At 59.5% G+C, this 18,763-nt stretch carries 15 protein-coding genes and 1 pseudogene; 9 read left to right on the top strand and 7 right to left on the bottom strand.

From position 1 onward, the window contains the following. Positions 1–1,179 precede the first annotated feature (1,179 nt). Positions 1,180–2,196: an IS110 family RNA-guided transposase gene (locus tag BG60_RS34320; RefSeq protein WP_034474336.1), complete on the bottom strand. Its 1,017-nt coding sequence runs from the start codon at positions 2,194–2,196 to the stop codon at positions 1,180–1,182. 836 nt (positions 2,197–3,032) lie between these two features. Here BG60_RS34320 and BG60_RS34315 point away from each other — a divergent pair. The 8 genes and pseudogenes from BG60_RS34315 to BG60_RS37605 all read left to right on the top strand — a co-directional run bounded on the left by BG60_RS34315 (position 3,033) and on the right by BG60_RS37605 (position 8,689). Continuing rightward, positions 3,033–3,356, top strand: a complete 324-nt coding sequence (locus BG60_RS34315; RefSeq protein WP_008342560.1) for an ArsR/SmtB family transcription factor — start codon at positions 3,033–3,035, stop codon at positions 3,354–3,356. A gap of 12 nt (positions 3,357–3,368) precedes the next feature. Next, a complete protein-coding gene (locus BG60_RS34310; protein ID WP_008342563.1) occupies positions 3,369–3,845 on the top strand; it encodes an ArsI/CadI family heavy metal resistance metalloenzyme in 477 nt (158 codons plus the stop codon). A 23-nt stretch (positions 3,846–3,868) separates the two neighbouring features. Further along, a pseudogene (locus tag BG60_RS34305) lies at positions 3,869–4,361 on the top strand (arsenate reductase ArsC). A 21-nt stretch (positions 4,362–4,382) separates the two neighbouring features. Continuing rightward, positions 4,383–5,453, top strand: a complete 1,071-nt coding sequence (gene arsB / locus BG60_RS34300; RefSeq protein WP_034474334.1) for an ACR3 family arsenite efflux transporter — start codon at positions 4,383–4,385, stop codon at positions 5,451–5,453. 30 nt (positions 5,454–5,483) lie between these two features. Beyond that, positions 5,484–6,206, top strand: a complete 723-nt coding sequence (arsH, locus tag BG60_RS34295) for an arsenical resistance protein ArsH (RefSeq protein ID WP_034474331.1) — start codon at positions 5,484–5,486, stop codon at positions 6,204–6,206. A gap of 172 nt (positions 6,207–6,378) precedes the next feature. Continuing rightward, positions 6,379–7,026, top strand: a complete 648-nt coding sequence (gene arsN2, locus BG60_RS39835; protein ID WP_241484928.1) for an arsenic resistance N-acetyltransferase ArsN2 — start codon at positions 6,379–6,381, stop codon at positions 7,024–7,026. A 647-nt stretch (positions 7,027–7,673) separates the two neighbouring features. Further along, on the top strand, positions 7,674–8,192 hold the full coding sequence (parS, locus tag BG60_RS34285; RefSeq protein ID WP_034474360.1) for a type II RES/Xre toxin-antitoxin system antitoxin: 519 nt from the start codon (positions 7,674–7,676) through the stop codon (positions 8,190–8,192). Beyond that, positions 8,189–8,689: an RES family NAD+ phosphorylase gene (locus BG60_RS37605; protein ID WP_075583622.1), complete on the top strand. Its 501-nt coding sequence runs from the start codon at positions 8,189–8,191 to the stop codon at positions 8,687–8,689. Before parS ends, BG60_RS37605 begins: the two co-directional genes overlap by 4 nt. Before the next feature lie 57 nt (positions 8,690–8,746). Here BG60_RS37605 and BG60_RS34280 read toward each other — a convergent pair whose 3' ends face one another. The 4 genes from BG60_RS34280 to BG60_RS34265 all read right to left on the bottom strand — a co-directional run bounded on the left by BG60_RS34280 (position 8,747) and on the right by BG60_RS34265 (position 14,866). Continuing rightward, positions 8,747–9,556: a hypothetical protein gene (locus BG60_RS34280; RefSeq protein WP_241484927.1), complete on the bottom strand. Its 810-nt coding sequence runs from the start codon at positions 9,554–9,556 to the stop codon at positions 8,747–8,749. Positions 9,557–9,604: 48 nt separating this feature from the next. Continuing rightward, positions 9,605–11,086, bottom strand: coding sequence for a hypothetical protein (locus tag BG60_RS34275; RefSeq protein ID WP_075583621.1), 1,482 nt, complete (start codon positions 11,084–11,086; stop codon positions 9,605–9,607). 17 nt (positions 11,087–11,103) lie between these two features. Then, on the bottom strand, positions 11,104–12,753 hold the full coding sequence (locus BG60_RS34270; protein ID WP_081851928.1) for an OmpA family protein: 1,650 nt from the start codon (positions 12,751–12,753) through the stop codon (positions 11,104–11,106). 1,033 nt (positions 12,754–13,786) lie between these two features. After that, complete coding sequence (locus BG60_RS34265; RefSeq protein ID WP_034474326.1) at positions 13,787–14,866, bottom strand: zinc-binding dehydrogenase; 1,080 nt, start codon at positions 14,864–14,866, stop codon at positions 13,787–13,789. A gap of 114 nt (positions 14,867–14,980) precedes the next feature. On the opposite strand from BG60_RS34265, the gene BG60_RS34260 reads away from it, so the two are divergent. Further along, a complete protein-coding gene (locus BG60_RS34260) occupies positions 14,981–15,754 on the top strand; it encodes a helix-turn-helix transcriptional regulator (protein WP_034474323.1) in 774 nt (257 codons plus the stop codon). Between the two features lie 468 nt (positions 15,755–16,222). Here BG60_RS34260 and BG60_RS34255 read toward each other — a convergent pair whose 3' ends face one another. Next, positions 16,223–16,822: a GAF domain-containing protein gene (locus BG60_RS34255; RefSeq protein ID WP_075583620.1), complete on the bottom strand. Its 600-nt coding sequence runs from the start codon at positions 16,820–16,822 to the stop codon at positions 16,223–16,225. A 20-nt stretch (positions 16,823–16,842) separates the two neighbouring features. Beyond that, complete coding sequence (locus BG60_RS38525; RefSeq protein WP_152563260.1) at positions 16,843–17,046, bottom strand: hypothetical protein; 204 nt, start codon at positions 17,044–17,046, stop codon at positions 16,843–16,845. Positions 17,047–18,763 lie beyond the last annotated feature (1,717 nt).

Genomic DNA, 18,763 nt, shown 5'->3' with positions numbered 1-18,763 from the left:
GCGTTGGTATGTGAGCGCTTTGCGGGCGAAAGTTCGCACTTTTCTCGAGCTGACATAGCAATCCGCATTCGCCCCCGAATTCCGATCGACGATTTCGTGAACCTCGCTACCGCTGAATTTTTTCGTGGTGCACGTGTCGTCGTCCGCGAAACGCTGCATTTCAAACTCGAACGTAGATGAGTTTTGCAGGATGCCCTAACCTTTCTGCTAAAGCGGTGAAGCCAGCCCGCCGTCTGATTGCTGGCGCGCCGTACTTAAATGTCAGTTCCTGTGCGATGCTCTATGCGCGAATTCAACGTTCAATTTGACACCGACGACACCCGGGTCCATTGCGTCTGCTACCTAGTTTGTGCGACGCTAGTGTCGTACGGACTGACGCGAACATGGTCACTTCCTCACTTAGTCGAATCTACCCGCCTGTGGCACGCACGATCGAAAACGTCCTTTGACTGGATGACGCGCGTTCAGCTTGGCCAACTCGCGTTGAAACTTTGCAGAGAACACGTCAAACAAAAGCGTCGCTGCCCCCAAGTCGAATGTATTTTCACCGAGTCACTTGCGCTGGATCTGACGAGTGCGGAGGTGATCGAATTGTGGGCACGCTGTCGTGACGCGCTGAAACCGCAAAAATCTTGAATTCCGTCTGGTGCGAGATCTTTTCCGCGTGCAGTTACCCCGAGATCTACGGCATGCTGAACACAAGATGATCTCATCTTCCTACCACTTCGCTTTTGGCGACCGTGGAAGATTGTGCCGCTGTGGTCGCTCCGACGGCGCTAACGTCCGCTACGGAAAGAATTTCATCCCGATGGACGTCAGCTTGCCAGTATTCTTCTAGGACCGTATATGAACGCGTCCCGCTTGCGCCAGTTTTTATGCGAATCGACCTGGACAAGATGGGTTGCAGTCGTATACATGGCCTCGTCCCGTTTGCCAAACAATCTGTTCTACGGCGAGCAGGTGCTGGATTGCATATATACATTCGGCCTTTCTGTGGCACGCGTGTGCCCGGCCCCAATGGATTTCGCCCGGCGACTCCTACTTATATCCACGGCTTCGAGAGCCCTAAGACTGCGCAGGTTTTGTCACCGACGGTCCGACCTGTTAGCCATTGAATCAGATTACTTGTGCAACCAGTGAAGAGGGTAAATCACTGCTACTATCCGACCGACGCTCCGCTCATACCGGCGATACGTACTCCACACCGCGTGCGAGCAATACCCAGATCGTCCTGGCAATCTTGTTGGCAAGCGCTACGACCGCGATGTTCGTTCCCCGTCTCGCCTGCACCTCAAGTATCCATCGAGACAGCGTATCCGTATGCTTTATCGCCTGCTGTACCACGGATCTCGCACCGTGTACCAGCAGCACTCGCAGGTAGCCGTTCCCGCGCTTGGTGATACCGAACAGACGATCCTTGCCGCCTGAGGAGTGCTGGCGTGGCGTCAAACCCAGCCAGGCCGCGAACTGCCGACCATTTGAGAACTCGGAGGCGCTTCCCGCAGCGGCGATGACGGCGGTTGCAATCATCGGCCCGACCCCACGAATCTTTTCCAGGCGCTGGCTTGCAGGCGATGCCCTGTGCACGTGATGAATCAACTCATCGTACCGGGCGATCTGCTTATCCAGCAGGACGAGTCTCTCGTACATATCTCTCATCATTGACCGAGTCAACCCTGTCAGCTCGTTGCATTCGTCGTCGATAATCGCGGGGAGTTGCGTCCTTATTTTTAGAGGTGTTTGGGCAATGACCACCCCGTATTCAGCCAGCAGGCCTCGAATCTGATTGATCTGTGCGATGCGGTCTCGCATCAACAGACTGCGGACGCGATGCATGGACTGGATATCTTGCTGCTCAACGCTGTTGACTGCGACGTAGCGCATGGTCGGGCGGGACGCAGCTTCGACGATTGCCTCCGCATCGTTGCGGTCATTCTTCTGGGATTTTACGAACGGCTTGACGAATCGCGGAGCGATGATCTGCACGTGATGCCCCATTGCCGAGAAGCGGCGAGCCCAGTAGTGCGCCCCACCACAAGCTTCCATCACGATCCGGCAACAGGGAAGAGCAACGACTACTTCGAGGAGCTTGCTGCGGCTGACTCGCCGGCTCAACACCGGGTGGCCTCGCTCGTCGACGCCGTACAGCTGGAAGATGCTTTTTGCCAGATCGATGCTCAGCAACGAGACGCTCATGACGGCCTCCGCTCATACGTGGATCAGGGAGTGCTCATACTGCCATACCCTCTGATGGCGATCATTTGCATTCACGCATCGAAGGTGGGACGAGGCCATTCCACTATATCCGGGCTTGTTGCAGCCTTAGACGCTGCGGCCCCCGATGAAATCCGCTGACTAGTTTCATGACGTCAGCCGTGTGGGCGCGTCGTGCGAGTCACGTGCACGCGACGCCATCATGTCATGGCCTTCATTGCGAATTAGGCCAGCCTGCGATTCATGCGACGTTTTCTCCCAACTTGCCGGTTCCGTCTAAAAAAAACGCACGCGTTGCCAACATGGTCTTCCATAGCTCCTTGGCCGGTCCTATCAAAGCGCCACTCAGATTCATACGAGCGATCCGACAATTGGCCCACGGCCACTACTTTCGTCCAGCGTTTGGACGTTAGCCATAGCCCGTTCCTCTTATGTTGACCGATGCTGCGGCCGTTGTGAAGGGTCCGCCGCGAGTACGTGCGAGCAGCGCTAAGGCGCCATAAATTGGCTCACCTCGCGATTCAGTAGGAGACGGAGCAACAGAGTTGTGCCCATCGGGCGTCTAATTGCGGGCAGATCGGGCCATCTGAATGCCGTGGCAATAGTTGCGAACGTCAGCTCGTGGCCGATGAGTGTCAGATGCGATTTGCATACGGAGTCAGCTACTGCCGGCGCTCGCGTTTCGGGCGGAGGCGATCCTGAACTGCCCGTCGACCCACTGTACCGGCCAGACCCGCTCGCAAAACGATAGTCGTCATTGCCCCGGTGAACTGCCGAAGCGACTTGCTTCCTTGCAATATTTCGAGTATATTGGAAATATGGAAGATAAAGACGTTATTCGCGCCCTTGCAGCGCTTGCCCACGAACTACGCCTGCGTGTGTTCCGAATGCTGGTCGTCGCGGGTCCAACCGGCTTGACGCCGGGCGCCATGGCGGACCAGCTCGACGTTCCAAACGCGACGCTCTCCTTTCACCTGAAGGAACTGATGCACGCTGGCCTCGTCACGCAGGAGCGCGACGGGCGCAGCCTGATCTATCGGGCCGTCTATGATCAGATGAGCGCGGTGCTTGGCTTTCTGACCGAAAACTGCTGTCAAGGGCAGCCTTGCCTTGGACCTGGCGCGGCCTCATGCAAATTGTGATGGAGAACCACCATGAAGCGGTTTCACATCCACGTCCACGTTGACGACATCGCAGCCAGTGTCGCGTTCTATTCGAAACTGCTCGCCGCCGAACCGGCGCGCGTCGAGGCCGACTACGCGAAATGGATGCTGGACGATCCCCGCGTGAACTTTGCGATCTCGACGCGAGGCACGAAAGTCGGCGTGGATCACCTCGGCTTCCAGGTGGACGCCGCCGCCGAGCTTGCCGAACTCGCGAAGAGGGCCGAGGCCGCGGACCTGGCCCTGCTCGATCAGGGCGAAACCACCTGCTGTTATGCGCGCAGCGACAAGCACTGGGTTCTCGATCCGCAGGGTATTGCCTGGGAACACTTCCATACGCTGGACGGCGCGCCCGTATATGGCGAGAGCCGGAAGACTTCGGCGTCGTCAGGGGCAACGTCCTGCCGGGCTCCGAGCGGCAAACCAATTCGCATTGCTGTGAAGCCTGCCGGCTCGGCCTGTTGCTGACTACGCTGTCCGCTGATAGCCCCATGACCACGAACGTATTGATTCTCTGCACCCACAATTCTGCGCGCAGCGTGCTATCCGAAGGCATGCTGAACCATTGGGAAGAAGCTCGGCAAGGACGTCCGCGCGTACAGCGCGGGCAGCGCCCCGAGCGGCCGCATCAATCCGTTCGCGCTCGAAGCGCTGACGACCGCAGGTATCGACATGCAAGGCTATCGCAGCAAAAGCTGGGATGAATTCGCGCAGGACGGCGCGCCGCAGATGCGCATCGTCATCACGGTCTGCGACAGCGCTGCGGCCGAACCGTGTCCGTTCTGGCCGGGCAGCCCCGTCAAGGTTCACTGGGGCTACGCCGATCCGGCGAACGCGCCGGGCGGCGATGAAGGCAAGCGGCAGACGTTCGAACTCACGCGCGAAGCGATCGGCTACCGCACGCTGCAACTGCTCGCGCTCGCTCTGGAGCGGCTGGACAACGCCCAACTGCCGCAGGCGCTGAACGACATCCTTCAGAGCTGAACCCTTTCCATCGAGTCGCCCATGAACACCCCCAATGTTGCCGCTTCGGGGAAGCCGCCCGCGAAACTGGCCATCAGCTTCTTCGAGCGATACCTGACCGTCTGGGTCGCGCTGTGCATCGTCGCGGGCATTCTGCTTGGACAGGTCCTGCCTGGTGTCTTCGAGGCAATCGGCCGGATGGGATATGCGCACGTCAATCTGCCGGTCGGCCTGCTGATCTGGGTGATGATCATCCCGATGCTCGTCAAGGTCGACTTCGGCTCGCTGCACGAGGTGCGCCAGCACGTTAAGGGCATCGGCGTCACGCTCGTCGTGAACTGGCTGATCAAACCGTTCTCGATGGCGCTGCTCGCGTGGCTCTTCATCAAGCACCTGTTCGCGCCAATGCTGCCTGCAGAGCAACTCGACAGTTACGTCGCGGGCCTGATCCTGCTTGCCGCCGCGCCCTGCACGGCGATGGTCTTTGTCTGGAGCCGGCTGACCGGCGGCGATCCTCTGTTCACGCTCTCACAGGTCGCGCTGAACGACAGCATCATGGTGGTCGCCTTTGCGCCGCTCGTCGGCCTGCTGCTCGGCATTTCCGCGATCACGGTGCCGTGGGCGACGCTGCTCACGTGCGTCGTGCTCTACATCGTGATTCCGGTCGTCCTCGCGCAGATTCTGCGCAAGGTGCTCCTCGTTAGGGCGCAGGCCGCGTTCGATGCCGCGTTGGCAAAGATCGGCCCGTGGTCCATCACAGCATTACTGGCGACGCTGGTGCTGCTCTTCGGGTTCCAGGGCGAAGCCATCCTGAAGCAGCCGCTCGTCATCGTGCTGCTCGCTGTGCCGATCCTGATCCAGGTGTTCTTCAACTCGGCCCTTGCATATGGGCTCAATCGCGCGGTCGGCGAAAAGCACAACATTGCCTGTCCGTCGGCGCTGATTGGCGCGTCGAACTTCTTCGAACTGGCCGTCGCCACGGCAATCGGTCTGTTCGGCTTCAATTCAGGGGCTACGCTCGCGACCGTCGTGGGCGTGCTGATCGAAGTACCCGTCATGCTGCTCGTGGTGCGCATTGTGAACCGCTCAAAGGACTGGTACGAGTGCGCCTGACGAATAACGAAACGATCACAGAGGGCAAACGTGTCCGATCTCGCTACTGATCTCCCACAGGTGAACCCCGCACTGTTTCGCGTGCCCGATATCAATCGACTGCAGGCTGCGAAGGCGTCGCCCCATCAGCCGCGCATCCTGCTGCTCTATGGTTCGCTGCGCGAGCGCTCCTTCAGCCGCCTGCTGAGTGAAGAAGCCGCACGCCTGCTCACGGCGATGGGTGCCGAAGTACGCACATTCAATCCGAGCGGCCTGCCGCTGCCGGACGACGCGCCGGACAACCATCCCAAGGTGGCCGAACTGCGCGAGCTGGTGCTGTGGTCGGAAGGCATGGTCTGGTGCTCGCCGGAGCGGCACGGCGCGATGACTGGCATCATGAAGGCGCAGATCGACTGGATTCCGCTTTCGGTCGGGGCGGTGCGGCCCACCCAGGGCAAGACGCTCGCCGTGATGCAGGTCAGCGGCGGCTCTCAGTCGTTCAACGCCGTCAACCAGATGCGTGTGCTCGGACGGTGGATGCGCATGCTGACCATCCCCAACCAGTCGTCGGTGGCCAAGGCGTTCATGGAGTTCGACGAAGCCGGCCGCATGAAACCTTCAGCGTATTTCGATCGCGTCGTTGACGTGATGGAGGAACTGGTCAAATTCACGCTGCTGACGCGCGACATCGGTCCATACCTCGTAGACCGGTACAGCGAACGCAAAGAGAGCGCTGAGGAACTGATGAAGCGCGTGAATCAATCGGGTATCTGATGCGAGCGGTTCCAGTCGCCACTCGCGTTCAGCGTCGCGCCGCCCATTCGCATGCTGTCGAATGCTCCGCGTCTCTGTGAAATTCTTCCGGCTGTTGAGACTCACTGGCACACAGGACCTGCATCATGCATCTTCGATAGCAGTTGCAACCGACCTCACCGCGATAGAGGCATTGCTCGAAGCCAACGAATTGCCTACGGTCGGCGTTGCGGAGCACCTGACCAATTTCCTCGTAGGAGTGGATCCATCGGCGACCATCGCGTGTGGCTGCGTCGAATATCACGGCGAGTTCGCTCTCATGCGCTCGATCGTTGTTGCACGGGACGCCTGTGGTTTCGGTCTCGGCGAAACCATCATCGCCCATTTGCTGGCAGCGTGCCGGACGCGGGCGGTTCGAACGGTAGTGTTGCTAACGACAACGGCTGAGCACTATTTTGCTGGTCAAGGCTTTGCACCCGTTGCGCGCACCGAAGTGCCTCCGCCTCTGCTGGCATCCAGCCAGTTCCGAGGCGTGTGTCCGGTGTCTGCTACCACGATGTTGAAGGTGTTGAAGGTCGACGAGGGAAAAAAGCAGTACCACCGAGGAGGAAAGATTACAACGGGCAACTTTCATTGCGTTCGCGGACGCAGCGCCCCAATGAAGAACTCGTCAGAGTCGTGTCGGAATTGCGTCCGGCTGCATATCTACCGAAAGTCCACATCAATAAATATCCGCGTTCCTGCGATAAACTGGCGCTCATCGACGAACACGTCATGCCTGATCTACCACGCGACGAACCGGTCACGCTGTATCGGGGGCCAGCCCGCCGTTCTTGGGTGAATCGGTTAGACGGTCTTTGCCGAACGAGCCGACAGATTCGAACCTGGCGGGATCTTCCGCCGCCAGTTAGTCAACTGGGCGGAGCAAGTAAAAGCGCGCCGATCTAGCGGACGGGGCTTTGTAACCCTACCTTACCTCCGCCGAACAATGACATAGCTGTTTCTATCAACTTTTCGTAGGATAGCTTAATATCGACGTTCGTCAGCGCGCAGAGCTGACCCCTCCGACATCGGCAGGCCGATGGTTGCGTCTAACTACAACGGGATAGTTATATTTAGATATCTGTCACGTCGTCACGCTCAGTCGCCGGCCGTCAGCACGGGATCGCACGCAATCGCACGCAATCGCACGCAATCGGACCCAATCGCGGGGCTGCGGTCGCATGGCCACAGCATCCTACGGTCAACACGCGCAATCCGATGAAGCGCTCCGCAAGCGCCGCGACGACGTCGCCGTGAGACCTTTGTCATTGGATTCCCGCAGAAACGTAATCTGCACCTGACGGTCGCTCGGAGCATCGTCGCCCCCTACCCAGACTATGGCAATTTTCTACGGAAGCGCCCACCCGTAATAGCGGCGATAGAGAAATGTGAAAATTCCGCCACGTGGCGTAAAATGTAGAGACACGTGGCGGAATGGAGATCGAGATGAAGCGGACAGTCCGCGACAGCGAAACGGGAAAGCCGTTTCGGAGCCTCGTCCTTGCGATCCAAACCCGCATTTCTTCGTTCGGACCATATGTAAGCAACGGGACGTCACAGTTCGGGGACATGGCAAGAGTTGCTGATATGACCCCGTTACAGGCTCACGACGTCGTAACAAGGGGTCTACCAGTGGCCCTCGCGCGCGAAATGATCGATGAGTATGGTGTCGTCTCGCGTGAAGCGTTACTGCTCGCAATCGGCGTGAGTGAGCGAACCCTGCAGCGCGGCAAAGACGAAAGCCGCCTGCTCGACAGCAATGCCACGGATCGGCTACTCAGGCTTGCTTGCATTACCGAACAGGCGATTGATGTCCTCGGATCGAAGGAAGCCGCAGAGCGATGGCTATCGCAGCCCGCGATCGGGCTCGATCAGCGTCGGCCGGTCGAACTGTTGCAAAGCTCCGGGGGTGCGGAATTGGTGAAGACACTGCTCACCCGTATGGACTACGGGGTGTACTCTTGACGCCTTTGCCGGCGGGGCTTGGGACGAGCGCACTAACCGTTTGGCGCCTCGAACGAGAGAAGCACTTCCCTACCTGGAACACGGCCGAAGGCGCTTTTCTCGTTGGAGGACGGTGGTCGTCGCCCGGACAACGAGTGATCTATGCCTCACTGGACCCTGCTACTACGATATTGGAAGTTGCTGTGCACAAGGGCTTCGACGTGTTGGATAGGGTGCCCCATCGACTACTAGAGATTGAACTCGGAACCACGCCGATCAAAGTCCTCCTTCCTTCCGAGGTTCCAAATCCGCACTGGTTGAGCCCGGGTGCCGTCAGTCCAAATCAACAGAAATTCGGCGACGCGCTGTTGGCTGCAAGCCCGCTCGCCTTAGTCCCGAGTACCGTCAGCAAACATTCTTGGAACTTGCTGATCAACGTTGCTTCAGCATCAGACCAAATCGCCTTGAAAAACCACGAACGCTTTGCGCTCGATCCTCGGCTAACGATGATCCGCTAGCCCGGGGATTGAGTTTCGGTGTTGCGCAATCGCCCAGGTAAGCGTCCTGTTGCCCGTTCAGTACGAAATCGGGCTGAGAAGAGCAGGAGCGCCGAACTCCTGCACTTTCGCATTGGATTGCTGAAAATACAGTGTCCAGAACTGCCTGAGCGCTGTCATCGTCTGCGGATCGCGGTATGCATTGCGCGCTTTCGCATCGCCGGAAAGCAGCCCGGCGCCGATCACATAGACACGCGCACCGCCGAAATCGGCGATCAGACCCGCCGCGTTCGCCTTCCTCAGCTCCACCGCAGGATCGACGCGCCGGACGGTGTTGTGGGCGTAGAAGCTCGCGACCGAGCTGTTTTCGAGCATGTCCGACGCTAGGAAAAGCACACGGTCGGCGGCCGGAGAGGCGCGCACTTTGTCGCCGATGTCCTTTAGCGCGGCGAGGATGTCCGACTTCGCAAGATCATTGGTCGCCGTCGACTGGACCTGCACGACCGCCGCCAGCAATGACTTCCTGGCGAACGCGGACTGGCCTGTCATGCACGCGTCGAACGTGCGTAGCGCGCGTTCGCTCACGTCGTCGCGCAGCTTCGCCGATATTGGCGCTTCGATGATGCCGCGTGTCACCACTTCCGTATAGTGACCTTGCGAGAAGGCCGAAAAGTCGATCAGCGTGTAGGCGCTCCCCGGCTTGACGGCGGTAGCCGCGGTCGCGGCGATCTGCGCTTGTAGCTTCTCATCGAAGACGGTGGTCTGATCGATCGCCATGAACAGTTCACGGTCGATTCCACTCGCAGGCGGATTAATGTGATTGGCCGCGTAACAGCTTGGAATGTCGTTACTAATGCCCGCCATCGCGGTACTTGCGGACAGGGTCATTGCGACCGCGGCAAATGCGATTTTGACAATTTGTTTCATGGTCGACAGTCAAACCTTGAAGAGATCGTCGAGTTGCGATTCAAGCGCAGTTTTGGCCTGCTCCGCGCGCTCCTTTCGCAACTTGATCTCGGCGATGACTGCTGTCCGCACCGGTTCGTTGAGACGATAGATCAGCTCCTTCTTGCGCGCGAGATCTGCTGTTCCCTCGATTTCCGACACGAGTTCGTCGATCGTGACGCTCGCAGCGACATCGGCGACGGGCGGCTGTGTCACGGCCTGAGCGGCTGCTCGTTCATCGGTCCGCGTGTCGGCAGGCGCGCGAACCGGAGCAGCATCGAGATCGGACTGTGCGCGCAACTCCATCGCGTAGTCGCGAAATGTCTTCGTGAACGTCTTGCCCGAAATGTCGGCGTTCTCGGCCATCCGCTTTTGAAGATTCTCCAATTGCGACTGCGTGATCGCGCGCAGCGGTGCGAAGTAGTTGTTGTAATCCTCGAACGTGGTGAAGCCCTTCGTCGTCTTCCACGCGGCGCGGCTCTCGCGACCGCCGAATCCCCAAGCGAAGCCGCCGAAGATTCCGACGATCTGCGTCACCACAAAAATCACTGCGAGCGTGATGAACGCGGCGGCGCCTTCGCTGCGCGTCGACGACGACTCTTCCGCGCGCGCCCGGTCATCGGCAGCCTTCTGGCTAGACATGAGTTCCGCAGGGACTGCATTGGCCGTGGCGAACGGATTGCCGGCATCGGCGCTTTGGCTCATGCCCATTGCTTCACGCGTCTGCTCGGCGTTGAGATTGCTCCAGCGCATCCAAGTCGACGTCACAGCGATGATCACAATCACCGCAATCGTCACGCCCACCATGAAGTAGCTGTGGTTGGTGCCGATGCGATTCACGACCTGTGTATAGTCCGGTTCGCCGTCGTCGAGCGACTGATCATCGTCGAGCTTGACCTTGCGGCTTGAGAAGCGCTCCTGGGTCTTGTCTTGCTTCCACTGCTTGCGGCTACGGACGACAAGATTCGAGCGGTATAACTGATGCCCGGCCACGTGCGTCAGGAACACCATGATCACGCAGAGCACGAGTACGATCGCCACCATCAGCAGCGTGTGCGTATTTGCACTGCCGTCGCGAGCCATCCAGCTTCCAAGCAGATATGAAAACCCAAGGCCTTCGGCGATGACCAGCACGGTCAGGAGCGCGAGAAGCCACACGGGCGTCGGGGAGCGACCACTGTCATCGGCCTTGGAGAGATACGCGTTGCGCTTGTTGAATTCTTCCTTTGACAGATACGAGATGAACTTGTTGTAGTCGCCACAGAGCGTGCGTTCCGAGTCGGTCCACCCGCCCTGTGCGTGAATTCCGTGGCGCGCGAGGCGTGCAGTCTTGCCTAGCACGGGAAACGTGTATTTCCAGTGGTTCAGCCAGAACTCAAGCGTCGAACGGTATGCGAATGCGCCGAGCGCAACGACGGCGGCCACGACGCACCAAATAACGGTGCTGAGATTGGCCTGTATGAGGTCCATCATGATCGTTTTTCCTATTCTTATGTGCGTGCGATGACTGGCACGTATTCGACAGTGAAATACTGGCTGCTCTTATGGCGCACGAGTTCGCCTGCAGTCGCCTTGCCGTTCGCGAAGATGATGTCGGCGCAATCGAATACGGCCGCGTTATTGACGAACACTCGATACAGTACGCCGCCATCCACAGCATAGGCATTGACTTCTGTAGACAGGCGCACCTGTGCGGGGCCTGCCAAACCGCCGCTCTGCTGATAGTCCTTCCAGACCAGCAACGTCGGCTTCGTGCCAGCCGTCGAGCCGTTGCGGAGGACGGACACGTCCTTCAGCGCGAGATACTGTCCGTTCAGCGTTGCGCCCCAGCTGCTGCCGTACAAGTTCTGCACGTGGTCCCTCACAGGCACGGCCTGATCGTCCGCAACTGACTTCATCGCGTGCGAAACGCGCGGGCGATCGTTCATGCAACTCTTCGTGACCGGCGCTTCGTCGGCGACTGCCTTGGACATCAAGGAGAAAGACGGCGAGACGGGCGTGGCGGCGAAACGAAGGCCGATTGCTGCGGGCATCGTTTCGCGCCAGCCGAAGTCGATGCTATCAGGTGTCGCCGTCGAGACAGCTTCGATGGGCTTCGAAGTCGAACCCGACGGCGCTGCGGCGATCCGGGTCGTGCTCGTCTGCGCCCTCTTCGGACGTGCGGGCCTCTGTGCGACCGCCGTCTGCGTCTGGCCGGGCTTAACGCTCGCCGCTTGCACGCGGGCATCGTCTTGTTGCGACGACAACGGCCGATAATACTGATACTTCGGAACGCGGCTGCTCGCGTAGCTTTGCAGGATGTCGGTTCTCGCGCCAGCCAGATCCACGATCTCGACGCGACGATTCTGCGCGCGTCCTTCCTCGGTCCGGTTATCCGCGATTGGCAAGGTCTCGCCCGCGCCTTGATAAAAAACGTTCCCCGCTGCCACGCCGTGTTCCGCGAACAATTTGGCCACCGTGCGCGCGCGGCGCTCCGATAGATCGGCGTTCAATTCCGAGTTGCCCATGTCGTCCGTGTGGCCGATCAACAGAATCTTCGCATTGGCTGCGGCAGCCTTGTCGCCATCGCCCGAGGCTTCTGCTAAGCGGGTCGATGTCCGGTATTGCTCTGCGATTTCGGCGAAGTAGACTTTCGCGTCGGGTGTCAGCTCCGCGGAACCAGTCTCGAACTGCGTGTGGCGCGTCGTATCAACGATGGTGAACGAGCTTCCGATCTGTTCAGTCTTTCCCGTGTCTGCCGCCCGGACTTCGAGCGGAGCGGCCGTATAGATGAGATCGTGCTTAGCTGCAATCTTAGAAAGGGCACAGCGCCGGCTGTCGACAGCATGGCCGACCAGTCCGCCGGCGATACCGCCCGCCGTCGCCGCGATGGCCGCTGCCGCCACTTTATTCTTGGGCGCAATGACTGCGCCGAGAATCGCGCCAAGGCCAACGCCCACTGCAATACCGGTGTTCCGGCTGCTGTTCGCACAGGGATCGGGATTGGCGAATGTGCTTTCGAAGATATTGAGGTCGCTTTGTCCAGAAGCGCCCCCTCTGTTGTTGCTTTGAAGGCCGCCAGTGTTGGCGCACCCCGTAGCGGCAAAAATTGTGATCGTGGCAAGCCATAACGGCCTTGCCCTTCCGAATGCAATTGACATTCGCCCCTCAGTTCTTGGTTTTTATCGCGTCCGTTCGGCCGCTGCTTTTCGTTCCCCGTCGATGCGGCATGACAGGCCCACCTAGAGTGGTTTACGGCAAGCTCTTAATTAACTTTAGTGCTCTTTTGTCGCTATATGGCGAATCCATCGGGGATTTGGAAGCGCAAATGATGGATTGCGTCACGAGCCTGAGCGCGTCGACCCCTTCGAACCGACAAGGTCGCAGGACCAAGCTCCATCGTGTGCAGAGCGGCGCGCCATTTAACATAGTGCCCGTGTCTTACGCCGCGCCCATGTGCATGACCTTGCTTACCCGGATCCGCAACCTCAGTCTTGAACGTGATCGCTGCACCCAACGAGGCCGCCTTCCCGAGAGCAGCTTCGCCGACGAAGGCTGCAGCCATTGCCGGCACAATCCAGCCTATGAAGGATCAGTTTGCTGAGTCATCGCGCACCAGGCACGTGGCAACTGGCATTGAGCCGAAGCAAATCACAGTCGTGCTCGCCGCGTTGAAAGAAGGGAAGAAGCGATTCTCGTCCGCCTGTTTTTTGAGAGAGACAAGCGAAAGGAAGAGAAGCGAAGCTTCTCGCGGTCATCGACTAATACTTCTGCCTGTTGAACTTGCTCAAAAGGACAGGTGCAATGGCTGAACGAAACCTTTCCTCACGACGAAAGAACGCGACTCGGCCATTGCGGACATCGAGGTCGGTCGTGTTTAGCGTCTGCACCCCGGTGGATTGCTGACCGTGCCGGCGTCGCGCGACGGCACAGCAGCTACCGCCGTCAGCGAACTAACACTTACGACCCCGATCTGTCAGTCGACTTTCTCGAAACAGGCCGTTCCACGCAGCTCCGCAAGTGGCCATTGTCGCCAGTCGGCTCTCTAATTTCGCTTTGCCATAGAATTTGGATCAGAAATTCCTCACAGCAAGATCTCGTCAACCCGGTTCCAATCACATTGGTCAGGCGTGTGTCGTTTGAAGCAAGCCGGCGCGCTGGCATCGCGCGACCGAAGCGCTAGAACCGCAGGGTTCATGGATGGACGACCGTCATCCTGAACGGGCCGCCATTCATCGCAGCATGACTGATCGCTTCATTCACGTCGTCGAGCTTGAAGGGCGTCACGTCGAAGTGCTTGAGATCGAGCAGACCACCACGAATCAGGCCAGTCATAAGCGTGACCGCTTCTGGCGGATACATCCATTTGCCCCGCACGGTGATGTCGTTGCGCATGATCCACGGGTAAGGCAAGTCGAGACCGTCGCCGCCGAGCATGCCGACACCGCCCATCAACACGACACGTCCGTAGGGCCGCACCGCCATCACTGCCGCGCGCACCGTCCTCGTGGTCGCAGACGGCGGCAGCAGGTCCATTACGCAGTCGATAGGGGCTCCGGCAGCCGCACGCATCCGTTCCCGATCGTCGTCCTCGTTGCCAGTCAGCTTCACTGTACGGATGCGTTCGCCGAAGCGCCTTTGCAGATCCGCGAGCACGCGTTCATTGCGGCCCGGCGCGACCACGCAGCGCACACCCATTGCGAGGGCAACCGCTACGCACGCGCTGCCAAAGTTGCCGGTCGCTCCGCTCACAAGCAATGTCTCGCCAGCCTGCAGATTCGACGCAAGCAGCCCGCCGTACGGAACCAGCATGGTGTTGAGCGCGCACCATTTTGCTGCGTCGGCGGTATCGATTTCACCAATCCGAATGGCGTTCTCGGTTGGCACGCGCATTTGTGCTGCGAATAGGCCGTGGTGGAAATGGCGCGCGAGTCGCAGGCCGCCGTCGCCGCGTGCACTCCAGCCCTGCAATGTGATGTCGGGCGTGAGCGCGTCGTCGCGTGAGCGAACGGTTGGATCGCAGAAAAACCAATCGCCTGTTTTGAGATGCGTGGCGTCTGGGCAGAACGCACGCACGCGCCCGATTGCCCCGCAGCCAGGGACGATCGGCAATTCGATCGCGTAGCGGCGCTCGCCGCTGAACACTTCTCGCGCATACGACAGTACTGGCGCGGCAACGACGTCCACGATGACTTCGCCTGTGCCCAAAGAAGGATCTGGTAGGTCTTCAATCGCAAGCGGCTCGCCGAGTGTCTTCAGAATCGCTGCTTTCATACGAGTTTCCTTTGATGGTGGCGGACAAGGCCATTCTGGCGGGCTTAGAATCCATAACAAGGCCTAGTACTATCCTGGGATTGCCGCGTACCTGCTTGCGGAGGGAGGACGGTCGTGACAAAAGCGAGCCGAAGCGAATTTGGGAATTTCCTACGCTCACGGCGGGAGAAGCTAAGTCCCGAATCGGTGGGACTCAATAACGTGCGGCGGCGTCGCACGCCCGGTTTGCGTCGCGAGGAAGTTGCCGAACTCGCGGGCATCGGCGTGGACTGGTATGTGCGGCTTGAACAGGGCCGCACAGTGAGTCCGTCCGATACCACGCTCGAAGCGCTGGCTCGCGCTCTGCGGCTCGGCAAAGTCGAGGCAGCGCATCTGCGCGCACTGGCAGGCAGCGGCGATAGGCAGCCCTTCACTCGCGAGAGCGTGCCGAGACCCATCGCAAATCTGATCGCGACACTCGAGCTTCCCGCGTATGTCACGGGCAAGCGGTGGGATCTGCTGGCCTGGAATGCAGCAGCGGCCGATCTTCTCGGCTTTGACCGTCTCGCCGAAGCGGATTGCAACATTTTGGTGTTCATGTTTGCCGAACCGGACTCGCGCCGGCTTTTCGGCGCGACTTGGGCCAACGAGGCGCGTCGCATGATCGCGTTGTTTCGCGCAACGCATGATCTTTATGCCGACGATCCGGCCTTTGTCGAACTGGTCGAACGACTCCGCGCGCACAGCACCGAGTTCGCGAAATGGTGGAACGCGCACGATGTTCGTGGGGGCGCGTCCGGGCAGAAGGTGCTGACCCATCCGGAGCGCGGCGCGCAACGCTACGACTACGCGACGTTTCAGGCGAACGACGACCCTGCGTTGAAACTTTCCATCTACACGCCTGCGTGAATCGAGTTCCCTACACTCGGCGCGTCAGCATAGTGAGGCCAGTAAAGCCGACTATCGGATACGCTCGAGCCACCGAAGACATGGGACGGGGTAATTGCCCCGCGTGTTTTTCGTCGCTAGGCGCTCGTCGACGATTTGTGGTCGGATGCCGAGCGTCCGTTCATAGCCGCCCTCTGCTTGACAGCGATCGGCGGCACGCAACCCACAACAGCCGGTCGTGCTGTGTGGGACGCAACGGCGGCTAACCGAGTGGTCCGGTCATCCACGACAGTATTCCGGGGGGCGGATCCGGCCTGAGCCGACACTAAGTCGGACTGAGTCTAACGTCGGCAGCCCGGAGCACTGCTGACCCTTTGCGGCCTCGCTCGGCGAGACTGCAACTGCCCGCGTCACCCAACTCACAGGCTGCGACCATTGCCCCTATTCGAGGTCGCGGGATTGACCCATACACTTCGATTCTTAGAGTAGTCACTCCCTGAACGCTGCGTCCAGCTTGGCGTCGCGCGAGGTGTTGAGATGCGCTCGCCCCGCCGCGGCCCAAGTGCGCTCGGCAACCGCGCGTAACCTATTCAGATCCCGCTCTGACCACGCGCGCGGAGCGGCGGAATGCACGACAAGCATCCCGACTAGGTTGCCGTTGCTAAGCAGCGGTAGCGCGGCCTCCGCCTGGATCCCAAGTCCGAGGTGTGCCGCTCTCTGCGACTCGTCGAATCGAACGTCGGTGACCATGTCGTCAACTATTAGTGGCTTTCCGGCCTTGAAAGCGGTCACGATCCAATCGCCATACTCCGCTGTGGGAAACGGTGCGGTGGCGAGTGGCTCGATGTTGCGCTCGAATGCCGTTCCGGTCGAAGCCGTTCCCAGCGCAGACACCAGCACCCACGAACGACTGCGAGAAAGGACGAAATTAAAAGCCACCCCATTTTCGAGAGCTTTCGCTTGCTCGCACGCGCCTGTACCCCGGTACAGTGGACTTGATCGGTCGGACCTGGACTGCCTATTAGCCAAGGGAACCAGAAGAGCCGCGTCGACGGCATGGAACCAACCCGCACTGAAGCCCCACCCCACGAACGACTACCGATGAACTGTCAAACACTAGAAATCACGCTGGTAACGAATATTCCTTTCTCACAGCGCCATGCCCCGCCTCGAAGCGCAACATTCGCCTGCAGTGTCGTCACATAGATCAATGCTACGGCAAATCCCTGCTTCTTCAACTCCAGCGCTTTCTTCGCTGCGGCTGGCAAGGCAACTTTAATACAAGAGAAATAGCCCAACGATGGGATGACCACATGACGACTTCATTCATAGTAAAGGTAACAATTGACGAACTTGTCACGCCAGGATTGTTTCGCGCCGTGTCTGCCGTCCCGAATCCAAGACACCGAGCGTCACTACTGAAGCGCCTCGCCGAGGACGCGCTGCGCAACAGCGGTCCGATCAGTCAGATAACGCCGACTGCGCCCTCCGGTGCGGCAGGCACCAGTGTCGCGCCGCGGGTGATTCAATCCGGGGCTGAGCGAAGTTCATTGTCGATTAACCCTGCGCGCCTCTTCTCCGAGACAGGCGGTTGCGACGAAGACCGAAGGCCGTTCGAATGCACGGCCGACGTGGCAGGAGTTGGCTCACAGCGTGAGACCGTCGCGTCTTTGGTAGCAATCGTCCCTGACTGCAAGGCAAGCGCGATGAGTCCGACAAAAGAACCGACGATGCCTGAGCTATCTGTCGAATATGGTGAGACGCCCCAGGCGTACACTACCGCCCAAGCGACCGCCCGGCGCGACTTCCTAACGCAGGCGTTGGTAACGGCGACGCTCGCTATTGAGAGAAGCGCATACCGGCTCCGTTGCGCCATCATCGGTGAGAAAGAACGGCGAAGAAGATAATTGGTAAATGATGGAGCAGCCTTGCACTGCCCGCTGCTCCTTGCGTGCGAACGATCCGACACATGCATGATTCCGTTCTTCGTTAGCGGTAATTCCTCCGCATCTGGCGAACCCAACTGAGGAGGGTCAAGTTTGTGTCCGCAGCCATAACTTGCGCACGCAAACATGACCCCAGACGATCTTAATTTCCTCCCTCTCAAAGTCACGCATATCGATGAAGGCGGCCCGCGCTGCTTTGATCCAGAGGACAAGTGCGGGTTGATCGAGGCATGCCAAAGAGCGGGAACGTCTGTGTCCAAGCTGGCCCTCAAGGCTGGCGTGAACGCCAACCAGTTGCCAAACGGGTCCAGCGCGAGCACGGACTAGAATGCCACCGCGCGGAGAGGCCTCTTGACGTCCGGGTGCCGGTGTTCGTGCCGGTCGTAGGGCTCGCACCTTCCGGGGCAGTGAGGTTTGAAGCCTTGCCAGCCTCCACGCGACGTGAAGCAAGGCGGCCCTCGCACCGCCCGCCGTTACCCTCACGCCTGGTGGCGCAGTTGCCCAACGGAATGAGTCTTGAACTCGAATAGATACGGCGATGATCGGCGCGCTGAGGAGTCGCTGATGCTGCGCTTCGCCGATGACCTGAGGGTCAATCTCTACCGCGGGGCAATCGACCCCCGTTGTCGGCATTAACACCCTTGCCGCCGTGGTCGACGACTCGATGCAGATGGACCCGCGCGCCCGCGCCGTGTAGGGATACGGGCGAAATTGCGCCGAAGGCGCAGCACGAGGAGGCCATGCGTCAGGTGGTCGAAGCGGCAGGCCACAGCCGGCCATCGATTGCAAACGCGTATCTATCTATCTATCGACGCATAGGGTGCAGCAGGAAGAAGCGCCCGGCGTCACCCTCGACCGGGTCCGTGATGCCATCGTTATGTTCAACGACAACAAAAAGGCTGCCGCAAACTTCCTTCAGATCTCAAGGCAAAGCGTGTATCGGATCCTCGAGGGAAGCCGCGAGTGTGACAATTAGCAGAAAGACCTAACTTGTCACACGCGAAAATTTTAGAGTTCCCGTTTCGTGTCAGAGGGTTAGCGGAGAGGGACCAGCACAAAGCGCCATATCAGTGATATGGCCTAT

Source organism: Caballeronia zhejiangensis (assembly GCF_000698575.1).
GTDB lineage: Bacteria > Pseudomonadota > Gammaproteobacteria > Burkholderiales > Burkholderiaceae > Caballeronia > Caballeronia zhejiangensis.
Note: the sequence above shows the minus strand (reverse complement) of the source record. Positions and strands in the feature narration are given on the sequence as shown.

Excerpts from the sequence above, each read along its gene's own strand:
- BG60_RS34320 (WP_034474336.1), bottom strand. The coding sequence starts at position 2,196 with ATGAGCGTCTCGTTGCTGAGCATCGATCTGGCAAAAAGCATCTTCCAG.
- BG60_RS34315 (WP_008342560.1), top strand. The coding sequence starts at position 3,033 with ATGGAAGATAAAGACGTTATTCGCGCCCTTGCAGCGCTTGCCCACGAA.
- BG60_RS34310 (WP_008342563.1), top strand. The coding sequence starts at position 3,369 with ATGAAGCGGTTTCACATCCACGTCCACGTTGACGACATCGCAGCCAGT.
- arsB (WP_034474334.1), top strand. The coding sequence starts at position 4,383 with ATGAACACCCCCAATGTTGCCGCTTCGGGGAAGCCGCCCGCGAAACTG.
- parS (WP_034474360.1), top strand. The coding sequence starts at position 7,674 with ATGAAGCGGACAGTCCGCGACAGCGAAACGGGAAAGCCGTTTCGGAGC.
- BG60_RS34280 (WP_241484927.1), bottom strand. The coding sequence starts at position 9,556 with ATGACCCTGTCCGCAAGTACCGCGATGGCGGGCATTAGTAACGACATT.
- BG60_RS34275 (WP_075583621.1), bottom strand. The coding sequence starts at position 11,086 with ATGATGGACCTCATACAGGCCAATCTCAGCACCGTTATTTGGTGCGTC.
- BG60_RS34270 (WP_081851928.1), bottom strand. The coding sequence starts at position 12,753 with ATGTCAATTGCATTCGGAAGGGCAAGGCCGTTATGGCTTGCCACGATC.
- BG60_RS34265 (WP_034474326.1), bottom strand. The coding sequence starts at position 14,866 with ATGAAAGCAGCGATTCTGAAGACACTCGGCGAGCCGCTTGCGATTGAA.